This is a genomic window from Chitinophagaceae bacterium (genome assembly GCA_016699815.1).
Lineage (GTDB): Bacteria > Bacteroidota > Bacteroidia > Chitinophagales > Chitinophagaceae > Ferruginibacter.
This window is the reverse complement of the sequence record CP065012.1, coordinates 517,909-542,674: the sequence shown is the minus strand read 5'-3', so window position 1 is coordinate 542,674 and position 24,766 is coordinate 517,909. Positions and strand designations below refer to the sequence as shown.

At 38.4% G+C, this 24,766-nt stretch carries 22 protein-coding genes, 1 tRNA gene and 1 pseudogene; 12 read left to right on the top strand and 12 right to left on the bottom strand.

Going from position 1 to position 24,766, the window contains the following annotated elements; all coding sequences use genetic code 11:
* The first annotated feature begins 2 nt into the window (after positions 1 to 2).
* The 4 genes from IPO46_02430 to IPO46_02415 are packed head-to-tail and all read left to right on the top strand — an operon-like array spanning position 3 to position 3,650.
* Positions 3 to 956 carry an NAD-dependent epimerase/dehydratase family protein gene (locus IPO46_02430; protein ID QQS63482.1) on the top strand — a complete coding sequence of 318 codons (954 nt, stop codon included), beginning with the start codon at positions 3 to 5 and terminating at the stop codon, positions 954 to 956.
* Positions 946 to 1,824 (top strand): glycosyltransferase, encoded by an 879-nt coding sequence (locus tag IPO46_02425; protein QQS63481.1) that lies wholly within the window; start codon positions 946 to 948, stop codon positions 1,822 to 1,824. Before IPO46_02430 ends, IPO46_02425 begins: the two co-directional genes overlap by 11 nt.
* A 6-nt stretch (positions 1,825 to 1,830) precedes the next feature.
* Positions 1,831 to 2,769, top strand: coding sequence for a glycosyltransferase family 2 protein (locus IPO46_02420; GenBank protein QQS63480.1), 939 nt, complete (start codon positions 1,831 to 1,833; stop codon positions 2,767 to 2,769).
* Positions 2,766 to 3,650: a glycosyltransferase family 2 protein gene (locus IPO46_02415; protein QQS63479.1), complete on the top strand. Its 885-nt coding sequence runs from the start codon at positions 2,766 to 2,768 to the stop codon at positions 3,648 to 3,650. The genes IPO46_02420 and IPO46_02415 overlap by 4 nt, the downstream gene beginning before the upstream one ends.
* On the opposite strand, the gene IPO46_02410 is transcribed toward IPO46_02415, so the two are convergent.
* Genes IPO46_02410 through IPO46_02400 form a run of 3 tightly spaced genes read right to left on the bottom strand, consistent with a single transcriptional unit; the run spans position 3,607 to position 7,295 of the window.
* Positions 3,607 to 4,749, bottom strand: coding sequence for a glycosyltransferase family 4 protein (locus IPO46_02410; protein QQS63478.1), 1,143 nt, complete (start codon positions 4,747 to 4,749; stop codon positions 3,607 to 3,609). The two genes, IPO46_02415 and IPO46_02410, sit on opposite strands and share 44 nt — an antisense overlap.
* Before the next feature lie 5 nt (positions 4,750 to 4,754).
* Complete coding sequence (locus IPO46_02405; protein ID QQS63477.1) at positions 4,755 to 6,707, bottom strand: YfhO family protein; 1,953 nt, start codon at positions 6,705 to 6,707, stop codon at positions 4,755 to 4,757.
* A 51-nt stretch (positions 6,708 to 6,758) separates the two neighbouring features.
* Positions 6,759 to 7,295 carry a hypothetical protein gene (locus tag IPO46_02400; protein ID QQS63476.1) on the bottom strand — a complete coding sequence of 179 codons (537 nt, stop codon included), beginning with the start codon at positions 7,293 to 7,295 and terminating at the stop codon, positions 6,759 to 6,761.
* Between the two features lie 117 nt (positions 7,296 to 7,412).
* Between IPO46_02400 and IPO46_02395 the strand changes: the two genes are divergently transcribed.
* Both IPO46_02395 and IPO46_02390 read left to right on the top strand, forming a co-directional pair.
* Positions 7,413 to 7,486, top strand: a tRNA-His gene (locus IPO46_02395).
* A gap of 168 nt (positions 7,487 to 7,654) precedes the next feature.
* Positions 7,655 to 9,802, top strand: coding sequence for a carboxy terminal-processing peptidase (locus IPO46_02390; protein QQS64297.1), 2,148 nt, complete (start codon positions 7,655 to 7,657; stop codon positions 9,800 to 9,802).
* A gap of 55 nt (positions 9,803 to 9,857) precedes the next feature.
* On the opposite strand, the gene IPO46_02385 is transcribed toward IPO46_02390, so the two are convergent.
* From IPO46_02385 to lpdA, 6 genes and pseudogenes are all read right to left on the bottom strand, one after another.
* Entirely contained in the window at positions 9,858 to 10,373 is a 516-nt protein-coding gene (locus tag IPO46_02385; GenBank protein ID QQS63475.1) for a DinB family protein, read from the bottom strand.
* A gap of 90 nt (positions 10,374 to 10,463) precedes the next feature.
* Positions 10,464 to 10,862, bottom strand: coding sequence for a S8 family serine peptidase (locus tag IPO46_02380; protein QQS64296.1), 399 nt, complete (start codon positions 10,860 to 10,862; stop codon positions 10,464 to 10,466).
* The gene (locus tag IPO46_02375) at positions 10,828 to 11,580 is read right to left on the bottom strand and encodes a S8 family serine peptidase (GenBank protein QQS63474.1); all 753 of its coding nucleotides are present in this window, start codon (positions 11,578 to 11,580) and stop codon (positions 10,828 to 10,830) included. The genes IPO46_02380 and IPO46_02375 overlap by 35 nt, the downstream gene beginning before the upstream one ends.
* Positions 11,581 to 11,774: 194 nt before the next feature.
* Positions 11,775 to 12,131, bottom strand: coding sequence for a hypothetical protein (locus IPO46_02370; GenBank protein ID QQS63473.1), 357 nt, complete (start codon positions 12,129 to 12,131; stop codon positions 11,775 to 11,777).
* A gap of 92 nt (positions 12,132 to 12,223) precedes the next feature.
* Positions 12,224 to 13,748: pseudogene (locus IPO46_02365) on the bottom strand (aldehyde dehydrogenase family protein).
* Between the two features lie 93 nt (positions 13,749 to 13,841).
* The gene (lpdA, locus tag IPO46_02360; GenBank protein ID QQS63472.1) at positions 13,842 to 15,230 is read right to left on the bottom strand and encodes a dihydrolipoyl dehydrogenase; all 1,389 of its coding nucleotides are present in this window, start codon (positions 15,228 to 15,230) and stop codon (positions 13,842 to 13,844) included.
* 325 nt (positions 15,231 to 15,555) lie between these two features.
* Between lpdA and hppD the strand changes: the two genes are divergently transcribed.
* Positions 15,556 to 16,686, top strand: a complete 1,131-nt coding sequence (gene hppD, locus IPO46_02355) for a 4-hydroxyphenylpyruvate dioxygenase (GenBank protein QQS63471.1) — start codon at positions 15,556 to 15,558, stop codon at positions 16,684 to 16,686.
* Between the two features lie 104 nt (positions 16,687 to 16,790).
* Positions 16,791 to 17,552, top strand: a complete 762-nt coding sequence (locus tag IPO46_02350; GenBank protein QQS63470.1) for a hypothetical protein — start codon at positions 16,791 to 16,793, stop codon at positions 17,550 to 17,552.
* Between the two features lie 281 nt (positions 17,553 to 17,833).
* Here the strand turns inward: IPO46_02350 and IPO46_02345 are convergent, their stop codons facing one another.
* The 3 genes from IPO46_02345 to IPO46_02335 form a co-directional block, all read right to left on the bottom strand.
* On the bottom strand, positions 17,834 to 18,682 hold the full coding sequence (locus IPO46_02345) for a glycerophosphodiester phosphodiesterase (protein QQS63469.1): 849 nt from the start codon (positions 18,680 to 18,682) through the stop codon (positions 17,834 to 17,836).
* A 158-nt stretch (positions 18,683 to 18,840) separates the two neighbouring features.
* Positions 18,841 to 19,422 carry a Crp/Fnr family transcriptional regulator gene (locus IPO46_02340; protein ID QQS63468.1) on the bottom strand — a complete coding sequence of 194 codons (582 nt, stop codon included), beginning with the start codon at positions 19,420 to 19,422 and terminating at the stop codon, positions 18,841 to 18,843.
* 28 nt (positions 19,423 to 19,450) lie between these two features.
* Complete coding sequence (locus tag IPO46_02335) at positions 19,451 to 20,605, bottom strand: acyl-CoA dehydrogenase family protein (protein ID QQS63467.1); 1,155 nt, start codon at positions 20,603 to 20,605, stop codon at positions 19,451 to 19,453.
* Between the two features lie 175 nt (positions 20,606 to 20,780).
* Here IPO46_02335 and IPO46_02330 point away from each other — a divergent pair, with 175 nt between their 5' ends.
* The 4 genes from IPO46_02330 to IPO46_02315 all read left to right on the top strand — a co-directional run bounded on the left by IPO46_02330 (position 20,781) and on the right by IPO46_02315 (position 24,538).
* A complete protein-coding gene (locus IPO46_02330) occupies positions 20,781 to 21,782 on the top strand; it encodes a cation transporter (GenBank protein QQS63466.1) in 1,002 nt (333 codons plus the stop codon).
* Between the two features lie 70 nt (positions 21,783 to 21,852).
* Positions 21,853 to 22,491, top strand: a complete 639-nt coding sequence (locus IPO46_02325; protein ID QQS63465.1) for a hypothetical protein — start codon at positions 21,853 to 21,855, stop codon at positions 22,489 to 22,491.
* An 80-nt stretch (positions 22,492 to 22,571) separates the two neighbouring features.
* Entirely contained in the window at positions 22,572 to 23,711 is a 1,140-nt protein-coding gene (gene tgt / locus IPO46_02320; protein ID QQS64295.1) for a tRNA guanosine(34) transglycosylase Tgt, read from the top strand.
* Positions 23,712 to 23,758: 47 nt separating this feature from the next.
* Positions 23,759 to 24,538, top strand: coding sequence for a 5'-nucleotidase, lipoprotein e(P4) family (locus IPO46_02315; protein QQS63464.1), 780 nt, complete (start codon positions 23,759 to 23,761; stop codon positions 24,536 to 24,538).
* Positions 24,539 to 24,766 lie beyond the last annotated feature (228 nt).

Genomic DNA, 24,766 nt, shown 5'->3' with positions numbered 1-24,766 from the left:
ATATGAGTTTGAAAAATAAAAAAGTATTAGTTACAGGAGGTTCAGGTTTTGTAGGTTCAAACCTGGTTAAAAAATTGATTAACGAGCTTCAGGCAAATGTTACCGTATTGGACGACCTCTTTACGGGGAATAAAGATTTTTTAGCGGGCCTGAATTGTTCGTTTGTACAGGGAACAGTTGAAGATGCGGATTTGGTAAACGGTTTGGTGAAGGAAGCCGAAATTGTATTTCATCTAGCGGCAAGAAATATTATTGTATCCAATGCCAATCCACGGGAAGATTTGTCTGTAAATGTTGGCGGCACTTTTAATGTACTGGAAGCCTGTAAAATTAATGGCATAGAAAGAGTAGTATATTCATCCACTGCTTCGGTTTATGGCAACCCCAAAACACTTCCCATACCCGAAGATGCTCCAAAAGAATTTTTGAGCTTTTATTCGGCATCAAAATTTAGCGGTGAAGTGTATGCCCAAACCTTTTATGAAGTGTTTAATGTTCCTGTAGCCGTTGTAAGGTATTCTAATGTATATGGGTTTAACCAACTTCCCCAAAACCCTTATTGCGGCGTAATAGGTAAATTTATTGACAGAAGTTTAAAAGCTGAACCCGTTTTAATACATGGAGATGGTGAACAAACCAGGGATTATACTTTTGTTTCCGATGCAGTGGAAGCCACAGTTCAGGCGGCTATAAATCCCCGTGCAATTGGCCAGGTGTACAATATTGGTACAGGTGTGGAAACATCTGTAAAGCACCTTGCAGAAACAATTATAGAACTCAGTGGGGGAAAATCTGTTATTGAGTATGTGGACAAACGGGATATTGATAATATCCGAAAAAGATATTTAAATATTGACAAGATAAGGCATGAACTAAAATTCAGCCCTTTTACAAGGATAGAAAACGGGCTGAAGGATACAATAGACTGGTATAAAAAATATGCTAATGGTAAATGAGCCTAATCCATTAATTTCTGTTTGCATTATCAACTATAACCAGGGCCGTTTTTTTGCTGATGCATTAAATAGTTATTTGAGCCAAAACTATAACCCTTTAGAGTTGATAGTGATTGATGATTGTTCAACCGACAACTCAGTTGAAATAATTAATAACCTTCTAAAAGAAAAGAATGTAAAAGCGAATTTTATTGTTAATCCTGTAAATTGTGGGATCTGTAAAAATATGAATCTTGCAATTTCCTTAAGCAAAGGAAAATATTTTTCTGTAGTAGCTTCAGATGATTATTTTGGGCCAACAAGATATGAGAAACTAATCAACGCTTCAAAACAGGTTGACGAAAGCTACAAATTGTTTTACAGTAATTGTAATATGGTTGATGTGGCTGGAAAATTAATTACTACTAATTTTTTTAACTACTGCCGCCCCGATCTTTCAATAAAGGAGGGAGATATTTTTCATGAGTTATTAAAAGGAAATTTTATACCCTCTATAGCTTTACTTATTCGAAAAGATGTGTTTAATGATGTGGGACTTTTTGACGAATCCCTTCATCTTGAAGATTTTGATATGTGGCTTCGAATTGCAAACAGATACAAAATAGGCTATGTGGAAGATGATGAAGTCTTTTATCGACAAGTAAATAACTCATGGTTAAGAATTTTGCAAAAGCGAGGGTCAAATTATTATAAAGATCATTTTAATGTTTTGTATAAGCATTTCAGTTTCTTAAATCATAAGGAAAAGAAGGATGTATTTCTAATGCTTTACAATTTATTTAAGGCACATATTAAACGTAACCGTAAAATAGATTGGGGTTTATCAAAAAAAATAATAATTGTCTTTCTAAAAACTATTATTTATTAATTGGCTATGGGAAAACCATTTATATCAATTTGTATTCCTGCATATAAAAGAGTTGATTACCTCAAAAGGCTGCTATTGAGTATTAGGCAGCAAACTTATTCAAATTTTGAAGTAATTATTACTGATGATAGCGATGATGAAAGTGTAGAAAAATTAATTAAAGAATGTAATATAAAACAAACTGTAAGTTATTGTAGAAATTCGCCAGCGTTAGGAACACCAGCTAACTGGAATCTTGCCTTATCAAAAGCTAAGGGTGAATGGATTAAAATTATGCATGATGATGATTGGTTTTCAGAGAATGAGAGTTTAGAATATTTTGCAAAAGCAGCTTTGAATCATAATGATAGGTTTATTTTTTCTGGTTATATCAATTACTATTTTACTGAAGAAAAAAAGGAAATTATTAGTCCTTCATATATTAGGTTGAGTTTAATTCGAAGAGATCCCTATTCGCTTCTTTCACAAAATATTATTGGACCTCCAAGTGTTACTTTACTTAAAAATGATAAGCATTTTTATTATGATACCAACATTAAATGGCTTGTTGATATTGATTATTATATCCAAAGGCTAAAACAACAAAAAATTTTCTATATCAAAAAGACTTTGATAAATGTTGGGATAGGGGATGACCAGGTTACAGCAAGTTGTCATTTAAATCCAAAAATTGAAATACCAGAGTATCTTTATTTTCTTGAAAAAACAGGAGTGCAACATTTGAAAAATATTTTAGTATATGATACTTGGTGGCGACTTTTGAGAAATTTCAAGATCAATAGATTAGAAGACCTTGAGCAATATGATCAAAGTAAAAACACCAATTTTGTAAACTATATTCTTACTGATGTAATTATGATTCCTAAATATTTTATAAGAGTTGGCATATTTTCTAAATTTTTTATGCTCATTTCATACTTAAAGAACAGAAAGTATATTAGATGACAGTTTCCATTATTGTTATTAACTTTAATACATTTGAAATCACATGCAATTGTATTCGCTCAGTGATTGATAATGCAATTAATTTTACTTACGAAATCATCCTTGTTGACAATTTTTCCACGGAGTGCAACCCTGCTATGTTTAAAGAAAAGTTCCCTTCAGTTAAATTAATAACAAATAAATCTAATTCAGGATTTGCAGAGGGTAACAACCTGGGAATTTCTAATGCATCGGGTACTTATATTTTGTTGCTCAATAGCGATACTTTTTTAACTGAAAACTCAATAAAAAAATGTTTGGCAGTATTTAATAAGAACAAAGATATTGCTGTATTGGGCTGCCGTATGGTTTACCCAAATGGTGAAGTGCAACACTCCGCAAGGCGTTTTCGAACTATAAATTGGGAAATTTTTGATTTGCTAAAATTCGCCCTTTACCTTATGCCTTATCCGCAACGGTCAAAAAAAATGCTGGGCAAATATTTCCGGCATGATGAAGATATAGAATGTGATTGGGTTAATGGTGCCTTTTTTATGTTCCCCAAAATAATTCTTGATAACTTTCCTCAAAAAAAATTAGATAACCGTTTTTTTATGTATGGAGAAGACCAACTTTGGTGTTGGCAAATAAAAAAAGAAGGATATAAAATATTTTTTTACTCAGGTACCACTATTGTGCATATAAATAGCGGAAGTACAAAACCTGGAAAAATATTGGAGTTAAAAAAGATAATGATGAAGAACGAATTGATTATAGTAAAAGAGAGGCTGGGAACGAGTATTTCTTATGAGATATTCAAAATTATTTTCCTTTTCAAAGAGTATTCCCGTTATGCTATTAAATGGGTTTACTGGATTCTTTTTCGTCGGCTTCTAAAATAACCTCCGCCTTTCCTGCTATATTTCCCCAGTAAAAATGTTCAAAAAATGCAAAGCTGGTTTGTTGTGGCTCAAAACCGGTAAGTAATGTTGCTGCAAATGCAGCCCAGTCACCGTCTTTTATTATTTTCATTTTATTGCCTGTGGTTTCCTGCGGTACACCAATGGCGCCACTTTGGGTGGTTACCACATTTAAGTTCTGCCCCAGCGCTTCTACCAGTTTTGTTTTTATGCCGCCACCTTCAATTACGGGGTTTAAAAATACATCGGCGGCTTTAAAGTACACATCTATATCTTCTACAAATCCGGCATAAATAATATTTTTACCGGTATATGCTTCCAAATTATTTATAGCTGCCGGAAGGCCCTTGCCACAAATAATAATTTTATACTTAAATGTTTTACTGCCCAGTAATGTTTCATTAATTATACTGGTAATTACTTTTACCGCATCCAGGTTGGGTGGGTAGCTTAAGGTGCCGTTAAAAAGAAAAATCTTTTCGTCATTAAGTTGATATAATTGCTTTATTGTTTCCCTTGCGGTTTTAATTGCTCCCTCATCCGGAGCGGCAGCCCTTTCTGTACCATAAGTTATTACAAAACATTTTTTGTACGAAAGTTTGTAATTGTCCATAGCAAAGCGCCGGTCTTCTTCGGTAATAAAAAATGCAAGGTCGGCATTTTTAAAAACCAATCTTTCATAATGCCATAAAATTCCCCACCACCATTTGCCTACGCTTTTAAACCGCAGCGCTTCTATATTATGCGATTTGGCAATGAGCTTTACTTTGCAAAAATATTTTAGCAGTAAGGCCAGCCAGCCGTAGTAAGGGTGTTCCAGCAAAAGCCATTCTATTTTATTTTCTTTAATAATTTTTCGTAAAGGGAAAAAATAGAAGAGATTGATATAGCGCAACCCACTTTTGCCAAAGAGTTTTACCAGTGTATAGTTTTCTGCAAACTGCTGGTTGTTTTCTTTTACGCCTGCACAGGTAAGGTTAACTTTTTGCCCGAAATATTTATAAAAAAGTGCAATACCTTTTTGCCCGCCCATTTTTGCCGGCAGAAAAGGATAAGAAACAATACTTAGTACATTAGTCATAATTTTTACAATTGGCTGCCTTTACTTTTTTTTAAAAGAAAAAATAATCCTGCAGCTAAAAGTAAATAAACCAATAGGGCGCACCAGAAAGAAATGGTATTGCCGGTATAGTAAGCCCTGGGTTCAAATTTAAATTCAATAGTATGCTTGCCCGCCGGTAAAGCTATGCCCCGCAGCACATAATTTACTTTTGCGTAGTTGGTTTTTTTGCCATCAATAAACGCATCCCATCCACGGTTGTAATATATTTCACTAAATACGGCAAACTGTGGCGTAGCAGCATTGAATTCATATTTTATAGCATCATTTTCACGGCTTATTATTTTTATAGATGCGGTAGAATCTACCTGTGGCAATGCAGGTATGCTGCTTTTAAAACTTTCGTTTATTACAGCAGTGTCTCTAAGGTTGGTGCTATCCAGCGCCAGCATTTCTTCATTGGGTGTTTTAACCCATTTAATACCTTTTACCAGCCAGCAAGTACCATAAGCGTATGGATTTACCTGGGCCATGGGTTGCCCGTTTGCGCCCTGTGTAATAATGTATTTTGTATTGAGCATATTAAATACATTCACATTGCCTTTGCTAATCTGGTGTTCTATTAAATCCTGGTAAAGGCCCAGTTTTGCAGGGTGGTAACCGCCAATAGAATTGTGGTGGTAGGAGGTAACGGACTCGTTAGTAAAATTGCCCGACTGGTTAAATACCCTAAAGTTGGCATGGTCGGGGTCTTTCATAATTTGTTCATCGGCTGCAGAAGGCGTAAATAAATTACTTACTTCTTCTTTATCCATAAAATCGGTGCTGTTTAAATAACGGGTATCCACACCCATTAAATCTATTAAGCAAAGTACGGTTAAGGTTATAGCAGCTACGGTAATATTTATTTTCTTTTTTAAGGCAAACCATAAAACGCCTGCTGCAAGTACCATAAAAATAATTGACCTAAAAAGGTCGCTTCCGGTTTCGCTTTTGCGGTCTTCTCTTAATGCCGTCATCAGGTCTTTGGCCATTGACTGTGCCTGTTGCTGCATTTGAGGGGAAACGGGCTGGCCGGAAGCCGATTGGGTAAAGCTGTGTTCAAAATTTGTTTTAATATCTGCATCACCTTTACCGGAGTAATCGGCCGAGAGCCAAAAGCCGGCAATAATTGCCAGTGCGGCTATTGAAGCAATAATCCCTTTTTTTAATTTTTTAAATGCTTCGGTATAATTTGCTTCTTTAAGTATTTTATCCAGCGTAAGAACGGCCAAAACAGGGATGCAAATTTGCGGAATTACAAATGCCATACTCGGCGCCCTGAATTTATTATAAAAAGGCAGGTAATCCAGCATAAATGCATTAAAACCCATAAAACTGTTTCCCCAGGCCAATACAATTCCCAATAATGATGCGGCAACCAATGGCCATTTTAGCCAGTTATCGAGATAAAATAATCCAATAATAAAAAGAAAACAAATGATGGCGCCAAGGTAAACCGGCCCGCTGGTAGTTTCATTTAAGCTGCTCATATTACCCCAGTAAGAGTAGGCATTCAGCATGTTCACGGCATTTTCTTCGGGTACACCTACTGCTGCAAGTTTTTCTACAAATTTTGCATTTACACTATGTTCGTTACCTCCATTGCTTCCGCCAAAAAGGCCCGGAACCATAAAAGTAAAGGTTTCCATTTTTCCTGCACTCCAGCGTAATGCATAATCTTTATCTAAACCGCCCTTGGATTTATTGGATGCTTTGTCGCTTTCGCTAAGGGTAAGCTGCGATACGCCGCCACGCATGGTTTCTTTGGCATAATCGTAGGTGGGCATTATTAACGATGCATTTATGCCCAGCCCAATAATGCCGCCAATTGCCGCTAATGCAAGGGCAATAATGCCGCTGCCAATTTGTTTTTCTTTAAATGATTTTAGTAAAAACCCAATACTTAAAGCGCCAATAATAAGGATAAGGTAATACACTATTTGCAAGTGGTTTTGCCCAATGAGCACGCCGGAAAAAAAATGCAGTTATTAAAAGCCCGGCAATATATTTTTTTTGAAAAGCAGCAGCACTCCTGCAATTACCACAGGTGCATAAGCTATGCTCATCATTTTGGTATTATGGCCAACAGATACAATTATTGGGTTATATGTGGAGTAGGCATAAGCCAATCCGCCTAAAATACCCACCCAGGGATTTAAACCCAGGATAATACATAAAATATAAAACGAGAGGCTGGCAATAAAAAAATACGAAATGGGTTCTGGCAGCCATAATGAATAAGCTTTGCTGATAAAAGAAATACCGGCACCAATATTGGAAGTGCCTTCCATGGCAATTTGATAGGCGGGCATGCCAGCAAACATGCTATTGGTCCATAAAGGAAAATGGCCTGTTTTTTCTTTTACTTCAAAAGACTGCTGCGCCATACCTTTCCAACCCTGGGAGTCGTGCTGGTTAAGCACTTTACCTTGCAATACAGGCTTGCAATAAACGATGGCTACTATAGCAAATACCGCTACTGCAATAAAATGAGGAAGTAATTTCTTAAACCATGTACCCTTCATGAATATAAATTTTAAGAGGTGAAGATAATTTATTTTGTTTGTTTACCGGGAAGCGTATAGATCAATTTTGCATGAGTGAATTTTTTGCTTATTTTTGCTTCCCTTTCGCTCAAAATGGTAGCCATAGCTCAGTTGGTTAGAGCATCAGATTGTGATTCTGAGGGTCGAGGGTTCGAGCCCCTTTGGTTACCCGTTCAAAACCTTCATTCCCGAAGGTTTTTTTTATTTCCTTTACCACTCATCCCTAAACTTTTGCACATTTACTGTTTAACAAAACATTATTGCCGTAAATGCGTTTACAAAACAAGTTTACTGTGTGATTTGTTTTATTTTTACGAATGCAAAAAATTGCAGATTTTATTATGAGTAAAAAATTCTTACCGGTTGTATTGGCGCTTACCGCCATAAGTATTTTTTGGGGTTTTAGCACCCGTGGGGGAAATAGCGATGGCGAAGATAACCCCAAAGCCCGCCATGCAAAAATTTTACGCAATGTAGGCATCCTGCTGGAAGAAGGCCATTTTAGGCCGCATAAAATTGATGATGCTTTTAGCAAAGAAGTGCTTACAAAATTTTTGAAAGACCTCGATGGCGATAAAAATTATTTTAGCCAGGCCGATATAGATGCCTTTAATAAATACGGCAATAAAATTGATGATGAAATACATGGTTCGCCGCTGGAATCTTTTTATGCAATAAACGATGTATATACCAAAAGGGTAAACGAAGTTTCGCAATTATATGAAGATTACCTGGCAAAGCCATTTACTTTTACTAAAGATGAAGACCTGGAAAGGGATGCCGATAAACTGGCCTATCCCAAAAACATTGCGGATAGAAACGACCGTTGGCGGAAACAACTTAAGCTACTTGTTTTAGAAAAATATGTTTTGGCACAGGAAGAGAGGGAGAAAAATAAAGGCAAAAAAGATTTTGTGGCAAAAGCAGACAGCACCCTCGAAAGGGAAGCCCGTGAACAGGTGGGCAAACAGTTCGACAGGTTTTTTACTACCAAAAAAAACAGGGAAACCCTGGATGCCAATTTCAGCATTTTTGTAAATGCCATTACCGGTGCCATGGATCCCCATACCGATTATATGCCGCCCTTAGACCTGAGGACATTTAAAGAAGCCATGAAGGGCAGCTTTTTCGGTATTGGCGCACAGTTAAAAGAAGACGATGGAAAAATTAAAATAGGCACCCTTGTAAGCGGCGGCCCTGCATGGAAGAGCGGCGAGCTTAAAGAAAACGATGAAATTATTAAAGTAGCGCAGGGTGCAGAAGAACCGGTGGATGTTACAGGCTATAGCGTTACCGATGCGGTAAAATTAATAAGAGGTTCTGCAAAAGGTTCAGAAGTAAGGCTCACCTTAAAAAGGGCAGATGGTACCATTAAAGTAGTATCCTTATTGAGAGATGATATTAAGCTGGAAGATACTTTTGCACGTTCTGCCATCATTAATGGCCCACATAAAATTGGCTATATTTATTTTCCGGAGTTTTATGCCGATTTTGATAAACCCAATGGAGCAAGGAGCGCAAAAGATGTAGCCAAAGAAGTAGAAAAATTAAAAAACGAAAAAGTAGAAGGCATTGTACTCGACCTTCGTGGAAATGGAGGCGGCTCCTTATATGACGTAGTAGAAATTGCCGGCTTGTTTATAGACGAAGGCCCGGTGGTGCAGGTAAAAGGCCGTGGCGATAAATCGCAGGTGCTTAAAGATAAAAATAAAGGCGTGCTTTACGATGGTCCATTAGCAGTGCTGGTAGATGAAACCAGCGCTTCGGCTTCGGAAATTTTTGCGGCAGCCATACAGGATTATAAAAGGGGAATTATTGTTGGCAGTACTTCTACTTATGGTAAAGGTACCGTGCAAAGAAATATCCCACTCAACCCCGAAAATGAAATACAATTATTTGGCAGCTCGGCCAAAGAAGACCTGGGTACGGTTAAACTTACCCTGCAAAAATTTTACCGTATTAATGGCGATGCCACACAATTGCGTGGTGTAATTCCAGATGTAATTTTGCCGGATAGGTACGATTTTTTAAAAATCAGGGAAAAAGATAACCCTTACTCTTTAAAATGGGATGAAACCGGCAAAGCCGATTATGCTCCCTGGAGCAGTAGCAGTACTGATGCTTATTTTATTGCCAGCGCAAATGAAGAAGTGAATAAAAGCAACACCTTTGGTAAAATAAAAGCCAATGTACAATGGCTTGAAAAGAACTTAGATAAAACTTTTTCACTCAACATTAATAAATACAAGCAGGAAAAACAAAAGCTTGTAGATATCAATAAGCAAATGGACGACTTGTATAAATTACCGGTTCCAATGAAAGTAATCAATTTACCTGCCGATACTGCTGAAATAAATAGTGCAACAGATAAAGCGGATAATAACAACAAATGGATAAAAGCCGTAAGTAGTGATATTTTTATTGACGAAACAGTAAAAATAATTGGTAAAATGATTGAAGGCGGAAATATGGCGAGGAAAGATTAATTTTTAAAATATACGCTATAAAAAGGCCGGATAATTCCGGCTTTTTTTATTGGTACTAACTTTGTAAATATCTTTCTTCAATTATTTTTTTATGATGATTTACATGGCCGGCAATAATAAAACCCAGAGCCAATACCGAAACTTGTTTGTTATTTGCGCTGCCACTGCTTTCAAGCTGTTGCCTGGTAAACCCTTTGAACAATAATAAAGTGCTTCTCCTTACAGCATTAAATTCATCACACAGTTCCTGCCAGTTCCTTGCATTGGCCATACTGTTTGCCGCATAATTATTTTCTTCAAATGAAAGTAAATCCTGTTGTTCTTTTCGGGCAAAGCATAAAGCCCGGTAAGTAAATATGCGTTCACAATCTATAAGGTGTTGCAAAACTTCTTTTATGGTCCATTTGCCGCTGGCATAAGCAAATTCATGTTTATCTTTTGGCAGCGCAGAAAAAAAAGATGTAATAACAGGTTGTTGGTTATTCAATGCCTCTATTAAATCATTTTCTGCTACAGTGTTAACATAAGTATCAAAATAAACGGGATAAGAACTTTTAGCTGGCCTTGGCATAAAATTGTTTTTATAAAAATAAGCCTTCTCTGTTAAAGGAGAAGGCTTATCGTTAAGAAAAGGGTAAGGGTTATCCTTTCTTATTTTTCTTTATTGTTGACTTGGGCAATTTAAATTGGGGGTTAGGAGTTGCCGCCATTTCCGAAGCATTTTTACTGCCGTATAAGCATTTACCACTCCACCCGTACGGCTTAAGGTTTCCATTTCCACCATTTCGCCGGTTTCGGGGTTTTTTACTTTTTCCTTAATGGGCGCTACTGAATTTTCTATTGCGGCTTTTACCTGCAACGGCGATAGTGAAGGGTAGTATTCCAGTATTAATGCAGCAATACCTGTAACAATTGGTGCTGCAAAGCTGGTACCCTGCGATTTTCCATAGCTGTTGTTAAAAGGGGTTGTAGAAAAATTTGTACACCGGGAGCAAACACATCCACTTCTTTTTTTTCCATAATTGCTAAAGGAAGCGATAAGCCCACCGGACTTTTTTATCGCCGCTTGCGCCTACGGAAATATAATTTTCGGCCCTGCCGCTATTATCGGCATAAACAGGGTTAGGAAAATTATTTTCGGTATCAATATTTTTACTGTCGTTTCCGGCTGCATGTACCAGCAATACGCCTTTGCTGTTGGCATAACGTATGGCATCATCTACCCATTTTTTTTGTGGTGAAAAACTTTTTCCAAAACTCATATTAATTACTTTGGCGCCGTTATCTACCGCATATTTTATGGCTAAGGCAATATCTTTATCGTGCTCATCGCCATTGGGTACGGCCCTTATGGCCATTATTTCTACATTATCGGCAATGCCGTTTAATTTATCGTTATTATTATGCGCTGCTGCAATAATGCCGGCGCAAAAGCTACCGTGAAACGGCGTGCTGGCCATTAAATCGTTGTTGCCATAAAAGCGGTCGTTAATATCGTTTTCGTTATCTTTTACAATATCGCCACGGTAAGCAGGAGGTGCAGTATTTACTTCATCTCCTTTTCGTATTTGTGCATTGAGGTCATCTAAAACCATTTCGTTGCTTAAGTCATCGCTTTTATTTGCGCCGCAAAGCCCCATGAGCATTGACCTGGTTTGTAAAGCCGCTTTATTGGTTGTTTTATAATTTTTTAAATCGTTGCAGGTGTACACTTCTTTGCCCAGTTCTTTACGAATTACCGAATCGCCCTGTAAAAGCGGCGTGCGGATTTGTTTCATAAACGCTATTTCATTTTCATTTACATCTTTGGTAACACTTTCTTTAGCCCTTAAATAAGTTTCATATTCTGCTTTATCATCTGCAGATAAAGTTGCAACGTCAATTGTTTTATCGCCATATTTGGCTTTAAGCAGGTGATAAACTCTTGAGGCTTCATAGCTGTCGTCTTTTACATTACGGCCATCTTTACCACCTAAAAATTCCAGCCATGTACGTCATCAACGTAACCGTTCTTATCGTCATCTATACCGTTTCCGGCAATTTCGCCGGGGTTTGTCCAAAGTACGGGTTTAAGGTCTTCATGTGTGGTATCAATGCCGCTGTCTATTACAGCCACAATTACTTTTTTACTTTTAAGTTTTGTGCTTTTTAAAAAACTGTAAGCTTTATCTATACTTACACCCTGGAAGCCTGATGTTGCAGGATCCAGTTGATACCAGTTGTTGGGAACCGTATCTTTTTGCAGTGGGGCAGCTTCCCTGGTCTGCGCAAATGCAAAAAAAGTAAAGAACATCATTTGCAGGGAGAGCAGCATTAATTTCTTCATCATTTTATATGGTTATTATTTGTTCGAAAATAGAAAAGCCATGATATATTTATGTACCATTCTTATATTTTAATATAATTTTTTATTAAATTAAGTTATAAATCAAACTTAATGCCCTGGGCCAGTGGAAGCTTATCGGTATAATTGATGGTATTGGTTTGCCTTCTCATATAAGCTTTCCAGGCATCGCTGCCGCTTTCCCTGCCGCCGCCGGTTTCTTTTTCGCCGCCAAAAGCGCCACCAATTTCGGCGCCGCTGGTACCAATATTTACATTGGCAATGCCACAGTCGCTGCCGCTATGCGATAGAAATTTTTCTGATTGCCTTAAATTGCTGGTAATAATGGAAGAAGATAAACCTTGTGGAACGCCGTTTTGCAGCGCAATAGCTTCATCCATGGTTTTATATTTCATAAGGTACAAAATAGGTGCAAAGGTTTCCTGCTGTACAATCTCAAAATGGTTTTTGGCTTCGGCAATACAAGGTTTTACATAGCAGCCGCTTTCGTATCCTTTGCCTTTAAGTACTGCGCCATTTGCAATAAAATTGCCGCCTTCTTTTTTACATTTTTCAATACTTGCTACATAAGCTTTTACGGCATTGGTATCTATAAGTGGGCCTACATGGTTTTTTTGATCGAGTGGGTTGCCAATTTTTAACTGGCTGTAAGCATTTACCAGCATGGTTTTAAATTTGTTGTAAATTTTTTCATGAATAATGAGGCGGCGAGTAGTAGTGCAGCGCTGCCCGGCTGTACCCACGGCGCCAAAAACTGAAGCAGTAATGGCAATGCCGAGGTCGGCATTTTCAGTAACTATAATGGCATTGTTGCCACCAAGTTCCAGCAGGCTTTTGCCCAGCCTTTTTGCAACTGTTGCGCCTACAGCTTTACCCATTGCGGTGCTGCCGGTTGCAGAAACAAGGGCAATTCTTGTATCGGCGCTCATCCATTCTCCTACTTCCCTGGCTCCGGAAATAATGCCGCTTACGCCTTCGGGTACATTATTTTTTTTGAGCACCGACTGAATAATATTTTGGCAGGCAATGGCGCATAAATTGGTTTTTTTCGCTGGGTTTCCAAATGCATACATTGCCGCAAACCCAGGCCAGCATACTGTTCCAGCTCCATACTGCCACGGGAAAATTAAAAGCGCTTATAATGCCTACAATGCCCAAGGGGTGATATTGTTCATACATACGGTGGCCCGGCCTTTCGCTGTGCATGGTGTGGCCATGCAACTGCCGGCTGAGGCCCACAGCAAAATCGCAGATGTCTATCATCTCCTGCACTTCTCCCATGCCTTCCTGCAGGCTTTTGCCCATTTCGTAACTTACCAGCTTACCTAAATCTTCTTTATATTTTCTAAGCTCTTCACCAATTTGGCGCACCACTTCACCACGTTTTGGCGCAGGCCAATGCCGCCATTCTTCAAATGCTGCCTGGGCTTTTTTTACAACGGCTTCATAGCTTTTTTCATCTGTAGTGGTAAAAGCTGCAATGGCTTTGCCATTTACGGGTGAGTAAGAAACAATTTTTTTGCCTTTTGATTTTAGCCAGTTTTCTCCGGTGCTTACGCCACTGTTTTCGGCTTTTATTTTTAGTTTTTTCAAAAAATCCATAACTATATTTTTTTACCCTGCAAAGGTAGCATAAATATAAAAGCCCGTTAAGAAATACGGGCTTTATAACTTTAGAAACAGTATAATTTTACATTAAATATCGGTGGCTTCGCCATAAGCTACGGCGGTTGCTTCTTTAATGGCCTCACTCATGGTTGGGTGGGGATGAACGGCATTTAAAATTTCGTGTGCTGTAGTTTCCAGTTTGCGTGCCACTACTGCTTCTGCTATCATTTCGGTTACGTTCATACCAATCATGTGGCAACCCAAAAACTCGCCATATTTGGCATCGTATATAACTTTTACAAAGCCATCGGTAGCTCCTGCAGCAGTAGCTTTGCCGCTGGCAACAAAAGGAAATTTACCAACTTTTACTTCGTAGCCGGCATCTTTTGCTGCTTTTTCGGTATAACCTACAGAGGCAACTTCGGGCAGGCAATAGGTACAGCCGGGTATATTATTGTAATCCATTGCTGTTACTTTATGGCCGCTTAAATGCTCTGCTGCATTTATACCTTCTTTTGATGCCACATGTGCCAGTGCCTGGCCGGGTGTGCAATCTCCAATGGCATACAAGCCTGCAATATTGGTCATTTGGTTGGCATCTACTAATATTTTTCCTTTTTCAGTTTTTACACCCAGCGCTTCAAGGCCCAGGCCTTCTATATTGGCCACAATACCTACGGCGCTCAATAAAATATCGGCTTCAAGTACCTGTTCGCCGGTTGCTGTTTTTACGGTAGCTTTTACGCCACTGCCCGAAGTATCTACTTTGGTAACCTCACTGTTTACCATAATATTAATGCCTTGTTTTTTAAATTGTTTCTCCAGTTCCTTGCTCACATCATCATCTTCTACCGGTACAATTTTTGGCATAAATTCCACTATGGTTATTTTGCAGCCAAGGCTGTTGTAGAAATAGGCAAATTCACTGCCTATAGCGCCGCTTCCGCATACTATCATGCTTTTGGGTTGCGTGGGTAGCACTAATGCTTCTCTGTATCCAATTATTTTTTTACCGTCAATAGGCATACTGGGCAGCTGCCTGCTGCGTGCACCGGTAGCAATAATTATATTTTTTGCTTCGAGGGTTTGCTTGCTGCCATCTGCTGCGGTTACTTCCAGTTTTGTGGGAGATATTAATTTACCCGTTCCCATTACCACATCAATTTTGTTTTTCTTCATCAAAAACTGAACGCCTTTACTCATTTTATCGGCTACGCCACGGCTGCGTTTAATTACTGCATCAAAATTACTGGTAGGGTTGTTTACTTGTATGCCATAATCTGCGGCATGTTTTGCATATTCAAAAACCTGGGCGCTTTTTAATAAGGCTTTGGTAGGAATACAACCCCAGTTGAGGCAAATACCGCCTAAGCTTTCTTTTTCTACAATTGCCACTTTTTTACCTAACTGGCTGCTCCGTATTGCCGCAGGATATCCGCCCGGGCCGCTGCCTAAAACTATTACATCATATGCCATAATATAAATTTATTTACGTTGAAAGTGGGGCAAAGTTAGCCTGTAAGTAGCAGTTGCCAAAAAGATATTTTCTATGGTGATTAAATGCTGTATTTATGAAAATGTCATTTTTGCCGGTTGTTTTTTATGCTTTTTAAAGGGGTAAAACAATAATTTCTTTTGTAACTTTGACGCCGGTGCCACATCAATGGAATATTGTTTTAAACTTAATTTCCCTGTGTGTGTGGATAATTGTTCAGCAATGTACAAATGTACAAGTGAGTGACACAACCACTGCTGCATTTTTTACCTATGCCGGTTAAATTAAAAATTAAAATTTTACAATATGAATACGCAGGTTTTAGCTTCCAATAATGCCACAACTGCCGAAGATTTTTTGCCTTTGCAGGGAACTGATTATGTGGAGTTTTATGTGGGCAATGCCAAGCAGGCGGCACATTTTTATAAAACGGCATTCGGGTTTCAATCGCTGGCTTATGCCGGGCCAGAAACGGGCCGAAAAGATATAGTGAGCTATGCGATAAGGCAAAATAAACTTACCTTTGTATTAACTACTCCACTTAAACCCGGCAACCCAATTGCGGAGCATATTACCCAGCATGGTGATGGCGTAAAGTTTTTAGCATTAAAAGTAGAAGATGCCAAAGATGCCTGGGAGCAAACCACAAAGCGTGGCGGAAAAAGTTATGCTGAGCCCTATGTGTTAAAAGATGAAGAAGGCGAGGTGGTGATGAGCGGCATACATACTTACGGCGAAACCGTGCACCTGTTTATTGAAAGAAAAAATTATAAAGGCGCTTTTATGCCTGGCTATAAAGTTTGGCAAAGCGATTATAACCCTTTGCAAGCCGGCTTGCAATATGTGGATCATTGCGTAGGCAATGTGGGCTGGAACCAAATGAACCGCTGGGTAAAATATTATGAAGAGGTAATGGGCTTTAAAAATATTTTAAGCTTTGATGACAAAGATATTTCTACCGAATATTCTGCATTGATGAGCAAGGTGATGAGCAATGGAAACGGTTTTGTAAAATTTCCTATTAACGAACCTGCAGAAGGAAAAAAGAAAAGCCAGGTGGAAGAATACCTGGATTTTTACCTGGGCGAAGGGGTACAGCATGTGGCTATTGCCTCCCGTAATATAATTGAAACCGTAACTGAGCTTAAGAAAAGGGGAGTGGAGTTTTTGTCCATACCAGGCAGTTATTACGAAACCATACTGGACCGAGTGGGCCATATTGACGAAGACCTAAAAGAACTGGGTAAGCTGGGTGTGTTGATTGACCGGGACGATGAAGGGTATTTGTTGCAAATTTTCACTAAGCCATTGCAAGACAGGCCCACGCTTTTTTTTGAAATTATACAGCGCAAGGGCGCAAAAAGTTTTGGCAAGGGAAATTTTAAAGCTTTATTTGAAGCGCTGGAAAGAGAGCAGGAGCTAAGAGGCAACTTGTAATAGTTTTACTACAAATAATTTTTTGCAGGCCGTTTTTTTTAACAAGCCGAAAGGAATATAAACCTTATTTTCACGTTTTGGTTTTGTAACCCCTTTTTATTTTAATGAAACGCTTAATTTGTTTTTGTGGTTGGGCATTTTGCTTTTGCGTAGCAGTGATACCGGTATGTGCCCAATCCTCGGCCGGTGCGCAAAAAAATTTTTTGCGACAGCAGGGTTCCTTAAATAAAATTGAAGACAGCCTGCAAAAGCAATTTGAAAAATTAAACCTTAGCTGGCCGCCTGCAGCAATGTATATCCGCTCTTTTAAGTACGACAGGCAACTGGAGATATGGGTAAAAAATTCCCTTGCTTCGCCGTATCAACTTTTTAAAACTTATAAAGTGTGCATCCAAAGCGGCACTATGGGTCCCAAGCGTATGGAAGGCGATTATCAGGTGCCGGAGGGGTTTTATTACATCAATGAATTTAACCCCAACAGCGTGTACCATTTATCGCTTGGGTTAAATTATCCCAATGCGTCAGACAGAATTTTGAGCGACTCCATAAGGCCGGGCAGCGCCATTTATATACATGGTAACTGCGTTTCTACGGGCTGTATTCCCATTGGTGATTTTCAAATAGAAGAAGTTTTTGTAATCGCCTCGGCTGTAAACGCTGAAGGGCAGGAGTTTATTCCTGTGCATGTTTTTCCGGTAAGGTACAATGTAAAAAACTCCCTTGGTTATTTAAATAAAGCTATAGAAAACAACGATTATTTACAATCGTTTAATGCCAATATACGGCAGGTGTACGACTATTTTGAAACAAAGAAACAACTTCCGGTGATAATGGTAAACAAAAAAGGTGAGTATGTTTTGAACTAATGGTGAGCATAAGGGAAAACTCTGTTGCTTGCAGGAGATGTTGCTGTGAAATATGGTTATTTCATCATTGAGTTTACAAACTCCTTTGATAGGCGATACTCAATTTGTTTCAAAATATAGGAACCATTGCGCTGATGTTTATTACTTAGCATTTTTCTTTTTTGTACTTGCTGTTGAAAGAAAAATTAAATGCAAAGAAAACGGAAAAGTTATTGTAAAGAAAGCAAAGGGGTCAATTGGCGCAAACAATTTTCAACTATAGCCTTTTATTTTTCTACAAACTATTCATCAAATAAATTGGGATAGTCGCTAATGATGCCATCTACACCCATGTTTTTTAATTCCTTTATTTTTTCTTTTTCATTTACCGTCCAGGGAATTATTTGCATATTTTTTTCGTGGCATTGCCGGGTTAATTCATTTGTAACCAGGTTGTAGGATGGGCTGTAAACAGTAGGCGTAAAACCCAGCTGTTCTATGTGCAAATTTATACTCCGCCTGTCGTAGCTTTCTATCAATAGGGCAGTTTTTACCTGCGGAAATTTTTTATGCAGGTATTGAAGTGTACGTATGTCAAAAGATTGAATGGTTACCTGCTCTTGTAAATTAAATTCATTTACTACAGCCATCAGCAATTCCACAAATTCTTCAGGCGCCGGGTGAAAAATATTATCTGTTTGTACCGTGGATTTTGTTTCTATATTAAAGTAAGGAAAAGGCCGCTTGCGTACCATCATTTCGTTTTTAATAGCCGTAAACACATCGCTCAAAAGTGGTTTTATGGCTTTTATTTTTTGCTGTTGCGTAAAGCGTGGGTGTGGCTTCATGCCTACATCAAAAGTTTTTACTTCGGTATACATCATTTGATAAATGTTGTATTTTTTTTCTTCATTTTCATTTAGGTATGAGCCATCGGGTTTTGTGGTTATTTCATGGTTAAAATAAGGGTCGTGCGACAGCACTACTTTTTTGTCTTTGCTAATCACTACATCCATTTCTAAAGTGGTTACATTTAAGTTGAGTGCATACAGCATTGCAGCCACGGTATTTTCCGGCATCAGCCCACGGCAGCCACGGTGGCCTTGCTTGTCAAATTTTTCCGGTTGATTTGCTGGTTTTTCTGTTGTCATTTTTTTATTGTTGTTGCATGCAAAGGCTAATGCAATTAAAAAAAATAGTAAATTATTTTTCATCACTGTTATTTTCATTATTAAAAATACAAATGTTTTTTGCAGGGAAAAACACGCAAAAAATTCCTAAGGTAAGGTTGCAGCAAAAACAGTATTTATTATTTTATTATTACCGAAAGTTTTTTTCTTACCCTGCTCAGGCTTTCGGGGCTTATGCCCAGGTAAGAGGCAATCATCCATTGTGGCACCCGTAAAGTAAGGTTGTAATAGGTTTCCACAAAATCGAGGTAGCGTTTTTCGGCATTTAGGCCAAGCAGTGAATCAATTCTTTTTTGAAGCTGGCGGATATGGTTGTGCAATAAATTTTTATTGTATTCCCTAAAGCTTGCACTTATATTAGACGCTTCAATTAAAAAATCGTTATCGAAAATTATTAGTTCACTTTTTTCCAATGCATCAATAAAATATTCTGAAGGTAAATTAAAAAGTATACTGCTCCTGTCGGTAATAAACCAATTTTCTGGGGCAAACTGGTTGATGTGTTCTTTACCTCCGTCATCTACCTTATATGCCCTGAGCAAACCTTTTTCAACAAAATAAATTTTATCGCAAACTTCCTCCTGCCGTAGTAAATATTCACCTTTTGCAATTTTTTTTTCTCCTGCTAATTTTTCCAAATGGCGAAATTGTTCATTGGTAACCTGTGCTTTTTCTTCAAGATATTTTTTAAAAACTTCCACCTGAAAATACTAAGGTTAAATGATGTGGCTATTTTAAGATGCTCCTGCTTATTACAATGCGCTGCACTTCGCTGGTGCCTTCATATATCTGGGTAATTTTTGCGTCACGCATCATGCGTTCTACATGGTATTCTTTTACAAAGCCATAACCACCGTGTATTTGCACGGCTTCGGTAGCAGTCCACATTGCGGTTTCGCTGCTAAAAACTTTTGCCATTGAACCACTAAGCGTATAATCGAGGTTATTGTCTTTTTCCCAGGCTGCTTTAAGGCAAAGTAATCGGCTGGCTTCAATTCTTGTAGCCATATCGGCAAGCTTAAATTGAATAATCTGGTGGTTCATAATTTCGGTACCAAATGCTTTACGTTGCCTGCTGTAGCTTTTAGATAATTCGTATGCGCCACTGGCAATACCCAATGCCTGGCTGGCAATGCCTATGCGGCCGCCGGCCAATGTTTTCATGGCAAACTTAAAACCAAAGCCATCTTCACCTATTCGGTTTGCCTTGGGTACTTTTACATCGTTAAACATAATGCTATGCGTATCGCTTCCCCTTATGCCCAGCTTATTTTCTTTGGCGCCTACAACTACACCAGGCCAGTTTTTTTCTACAATTAATGCATTAATTCCTCTGCTGCCTTTGGATACATCGGTTTGGGCAATTACCAAATAGGTACTGGCGGTATTGCCATTGGTAATCCAGTTTTTGGTGCCGTTTAATAAATAATAGTCGCCTTTATCTTCTGCGGTTGTGCGTTGGCTGGTGGCGTCACTGCCGGCTTCGGGTTCGCTCAGTAAAAATGCGCCAATATGCAGTTGCCCGTCTTTTTTTCCCTGCGCCAACGGTACTAAATATTTTTGCTTTTGCTCTTCGGAGCCATACTCCTGCAAGCCATAACAAACCAGGCTGTTGTTTACGCTCATGCACACACTTACGCTGGCATCTACCTTGCTTATTTCTTCCATAGCCAATACATAACTTACCGTATCTAAGCCGCTGCCGCCATACTCGGCTTTTACCATCATACCCAAAAAACCGAGGTCGGCTAATTTTTCTATTTGTTCTTTCGGAAATTTTTGGGCTTCATCTCTTTCAATAACACCGGGCAGGCATTCGTTTTGGGCAAAATCCCTGGCTGCCTGCTGTATCATTAATTGTTCTTCGGAAAACTGAAAATTCATATTGCGGCAATTAAATTTTTTAGATATGCAAAAATAGGAGATTGGCCGTAAATGGTTGAATAGATTATACCCAATTATACCGTTTTTTATACAATAAATTACCAAATAAATAATTTGCATATTGTATTTAAAAGCGGCAAATACCCAAAAATCCAGAAACCAATATCTTTGCAGCATGCAATCTGCACAGCAAAACCTCAAAATACAAAAGGCCATTGCGCTCTTATCGGTAATTTTATTTTTGGTTAAAATTTTTGCCTGGTATCTTACCAGTTCTGTAGCAATACTTACCGATGCTTTGGAGAGTATTGTGAATATGGCTGCAAGTTTTTTAGGTGTTTATAGCTTGTATGTTTCTGCAAAACCCAAAGATGCCGATCATCCGTACGGGCATGGAAAAGTAGAGTTTATTTCAGCTTCGGTAGAAGGAACGCTTATAATTGTTGCCGGCCTTTATGCCATTTACCAGGCGCTGGATCATTTAAGGGATAATAATGTGGTAAACCGGTTAGACAAAGGTATTTACCTGGTAGCTGGTGCGGCATTGCTCAATTATATTGCCGGAAGTATTTGTGTTAAAACGGGAAAAAAAAATAATTCGCTGGCATTGGTATCCAGTGGCAGGCATTTAATTTCCGATACCTATACAACTATTGGCATTATTGCGGGCCTGGTATTATTGTATTTCACAAATTTAAAATGGATAGATAGCGCTGTAGCCATATTGTTTGCGCTTATAATTATTTACACCGGTTATAAAATAATACGTAGTTCCATTGCCGGTATTATGGATGAGGCCGATGAAGAATTGCTCAACGATATGGTGGTAACGCTCAATGAAAACCGTTCGGAGAACTGGATTGATTTGCACAATATTCGTATTATTAAGAATGGCGCTACTTTACATTTGGATGGACATTTAACTATACCCTGGTATTTTAATGTACAGGAAGCGCATAAAGAAATAGATTCGCTATCGGAACTGGTTAAAGGCAAATATGGCAAATCCATGGAGCTTTTTGTACATTCCGATGCCTGTATGGATTTTAGCTGTTTTATTTGCAACAAGCAAAACTGTGCCGTACGCAAACACCCATTTAAAAAAAGGGTAGAGTGGACGGTGGAAAATATAAGGAGCAACAGCCGCCACAAATTGCTTGTTGATAATATTCGGTAAGAGTATTTTAACTTTGCATTTTAGGCACCAATATTTTATTAATTACGTCTTAACCTTAAATTAATCACACATGAAATCTTTTTTAACCTTATTGCTGCTAAGCTGCATCTCTGTTACCGTTAATGCGCAGGCAAGAACCGGCTCGGTAGAATACCAAAAAGTGGCAAGAGCTGCCCTTATTAATGAAATACCTTTTCCATCAAAAACAATTGAAAATGCCCTAATCCAGGACTTTGGCAAAGCAGGATATAAATCCTCAACATCTAAGGGCTTTATTGTTTTTAAAGGAGTAAGGCTTACCGCACTTGGGCCCGATGCTTATGATTTATATTTTTCTTCGGAAAGGGTGAGCAGAAAAGAAAAAGACAACAGCACCGTTACCTTGCTTATCTCCAAGGGCTTTGATGCATTTGCAGATGAAAGCAATGATGCGCAGCTTTTTGAAAATGGGAAAACCTATATGAATAATTTAAGGGATGTAATTGCTGCCTACGACCTGGAACAACAAATTATTGCACAGGAAAACGAAGTTAAAAAGGCCGATAAGAAAAGCGCAAATTTAATAAGTGATGCATCTGATTTGCAAAATAAGCTTAAAAAAATTGAAAGCGAAATCCAAACCAATATTAAAGACCAGGCCGACCAGGTAAAAGAACTGGATAGGCAAAAACAAATATTGGAAAACCTAAAATTGCAACGCAAATCATAGAATAGTAAAATTTATATTTGATGAAAAAGCATACCAAAACGGTATGCTTTTTTTATTCCGTTTATCTTTGTGCCCATTTTATGGCAGCATTAGCATTTAGCGTACAGTATAAAGACAGTTTATCCAAAGCAAGGGCTGGTTTAATTACTACCGATCACGGACGAATAGAAACGCCTATTTTTATGCCTGTTGGCACAATTGGCTCCGTAAAAGCAGTAACGCAGCGGCAACTGCACGAAGAAGTAAAAGCACAAATTATACTGGGCAACACTTACCATCTTTATTTAAGGCCGGGTACCGAAGTGATGGAACTTGCCGGTGGCCTGCACCGTTTTATTAATTGGAACAAACCCATTTTAACGGATAGTGGCGGCTTTCAGGTTTTTTCACTTTCCGGACAAAGAAAAATTTCTGAAGAAGGCGTTATTTTTAAATCGCATATTGACGGCAGCAAACATGTTTTTACCCCGGAAAAAGTAATGGATATTCAGCGCAGTATTGGCGGCGATATTATTATGGCTTTTGACGAATGCCCGCCGGGAGCCAGTGAATATGCTTACGCCAAAAATTCGTTGGAACTTACCAAGAGCTGGCTCACCAGGTGCTTCACCCAATTTAATAATACCCCGGATAAATATAATTTTACCCAAAACCTTTTTCCAATTGTGCAGGGCGGAACCTATAGTGATTTACGCAAAGCATCCTGCGAATTTGTTGCTTCCAAAAATGCTACCGGCAACGCTATTGGCGGGTTAAGCGTAGGGGAACCTACAGAAAAAATGTATGAAATATGTGCATTGTGTTGCGAAAACCTTCCCCTGGATAAACCCCGTTATTTAATGGGCGTAGGCACACCCTGGAATATTTTAGAAGCCATTGGAATGGGCATTGATATGTTTGATTGCGTAATGCCAACACGAAACGGGAGAAATGCTATGCTCTTTACCTCCAGTGGAATAATTAATATTGATAATAAAAAATGGGAAAAAGATTTTTCAGTTTTAGATGAGGGTATAGATTGCCTGGTGAGTAATTATTATTCCAAAGCTTATTTACGGCATTTGTTTAAAAGTGGGGAATATCTTGGGTTAACTATTGCCAGTATCCATAACCTGGCTTTTTACCTTTGGCTGGTAAAACAGGCAAGGATGCACATTGAAAAAGGCAATTACCAAAGCTGGAAAAATGAAATGGTAGAAAAGTTGCAACAACGCTTGTAATAAAGATTGCTTTAGATTAATTAGTTTAATAAATTAATGAACATATCATGAAAAAGTTTTTTGCAGGTACTTTATTGTTGCTGGCAATTTTAATGCAGGCAAATGCACAAAAATTAAATCCATCGCAGCAAACGGTTAACAGCGTTATATGGCAACAACAAAGCGGCGAGTACAAAGCCTTGTGTTACCAGGCTTATTATTTGGCACGGCTTACCCTTGCCGACATTTTGCATACCAATAAAGATTCTATGCCTTTGGCCATTGTAACGGATATTGATGAAACCATTTTGGACAACAGCCCCGATGCGGCAAATTCTATTTTAAACAACCACGGCTATACTGATACCAGTTGGAAAAAATGGGTTGAACTTTCAAAGGCAGAAGCCATGCCGGGAGCAAAAGAGTTTTTTAATTATGCGGCGCAGTATGCGGTGCAATGTTTTTATGTTTCCAACAGGGGAATAAAAGATTTGGATGCTACAATAAAAAATTTGCAGTTAATGGGTTTTCCGCAGGCGGATAAAGAACATGTAATATTAAAAACAACCACCAGTGATAAAGAACCCCGCCGCCTCGAAATTGCCAAAAAATATAATATTGTTTTATTGCTTGGCGACAACCTCAACGATTTTGATAAAGCGTTTTACAAAAAATCTGTTGCAGACCGTAATGCTGCTACGGATAAAATGCAAACGCTCTTTGGTACAAAATATATTGTATTGCCCAACGCCACTTATGGCGATTGGGAAAATGCCCTGTGGCCCGATAAAAGGCTGAGCGAAGCTGAAAAAGCAAAGATTAAAATGCAGGCACTCAAAGGGTTTTAAAAAAAGCAAGCTGGTAATTTTAAGTTTTTGGCTATAAAATGGTGATAAGCTGTGAAAAACTAAGATTGCCATTTTTGCAGAATAAGGCAAAATAAATTGCAAATTTTATTGTAGCATCAAAAAAACCTTATATTTTTACAGGCGTCAGTCCATTCCCTGCCGAAAAGCACCACCTCCCGCTACAAGATATTTTTAATTTAAAAACTCATAACCCTTAACAGGTTTATG

What these genes read in the sequence shown, in the direction of transcription:
- IPO46_02315 (QQS63464.1), top strand. Translation starts at nt 23,759, where the DNA reads ATGAAAAAGTTTTTTGCAGGTACTTTATTGTTGCTGGCAATTTTAATG.
- IPO46_02410 (QQS63478.1), bottom strand. Translation starts at nt 4,749, where the DNA reads ATGACTAATGTACTAAGTATTGTTTCTTATCCTTTTCTGCCGGCAAAA.
- tgt (QQS64295.1), top strand. Translation starts at nt 22,572, where the DNA reads ATGGCAGCATTAGCATTTAGCGTACAGTATAAAGACAGTTTATCCAAA.
- IPO46_02330 (QQS63466.1), top strand. Translation starts at nt 20,781, where the DNA reads ATGCAATCTGCACAGCAAAACCTCAAAATACAAAAGGCCATTGCGCTC.
- IPO46_02385 (QQS63475.1), bottom strand. Translation starts at nt 10,373, where the DNA reads ATGCCAAGGCCAGCTAAAAGTTCTTATCCCGTTTATTTTGATACTTAT.
- IPO46_02420 (QQS63480.1), top strand. Translation starts at nt 1,831, where the DNA reads ATGGGAAAACCATTTATATCAATTTGTATTCCTGCATATAAAAGAGTT.
- IPO46_02430 (QQS63482.1), top strand. Translation starts at nt 3, where the DNA reads ATGAGTTTGAAAAATAAAAAAGTATTAGTTACAGGAGGTTCAGGTTTT.
- IPO46_02415 (QQS63479.1), top strand. Translation starts at nt 2,766, where the DNA reads ATGACAGTTTCCATTATTGTTATTAACTTTAATACATTTGAAATCACA.
- hppD (QQS63471.1), top strand. Translation starts at nt 15,556, where the DNA reads ATGAATACGCAGGTTTTAGCTTCCAATAATGCCACAACTGCCGAAGAT.
- IPO46_02335 (QQS63467.1), bottom strand. Translation starts at nt 20,605, where the DNA reads ATGAATTTTCAGTTTTCCGAAGAACAATTAATGATACAGCAGGCAGCC.
- IPO46_02370 (QQS63473.1), bottom strand. Translation starts at nt 12,131, where the DNA reads ATGATGAAGAAATTAATGCTGCTCTCCCTGCAAATGATGTTCTTTACT.
- IPO46_02325 (QQS63465.1), top strand. Translation starts at nt 21,853, where the DNA reads ATGAAATCTTTTTTAACCTTATTGCTGCTAAGCTGCATCTCTGTTACC.
- IPO46_02400 (QQS63476.1), bottom strand. Translation starts at nt 7,295, where the DNA reads ATGAAGGGTACATGGTTTAAGAAATTACTTCCTCATTTTATTGCAGTA.
- IPO46_02350 (QQS63470.1), top strand. Translation starts at nt 16,791, where the DNA reads ATGAAACGCTTAATTTGTTTTTGTGGTTGGGCATTTTGCTTTTGCGTA.
- lpdA (QQS63472.1), bottom strand. Translation starts at nt 15,230, where the DNA reads ATGGCATATGATGTAATAGTTTTAGGCAGCGGCCCGGGCGGATATCCT.
- IPO46_02375 (QQS63474.1), bottom strand. Translation starts at nt 11,580, where the DNA reads ATGAAACAAATCCGCACGCCGCTTTTACAGGGCGATTCGGTAATTCGT.
- IPO46_02345 (QQS63469.1), bottom strand. Translation starts at nt 18,682, where the DNA reads ATGACAACAGAAAAACCAGCAAATCAACCGGAAAAATTTGACAAGCAA.
- IPO46_02425 (QQS63481.1), top strand. Translation starts at nt 946, where the DNA reads ATGGTAAATGAGCCTAATCCATTAATTTCTGTTTGCATTATCAACTAT.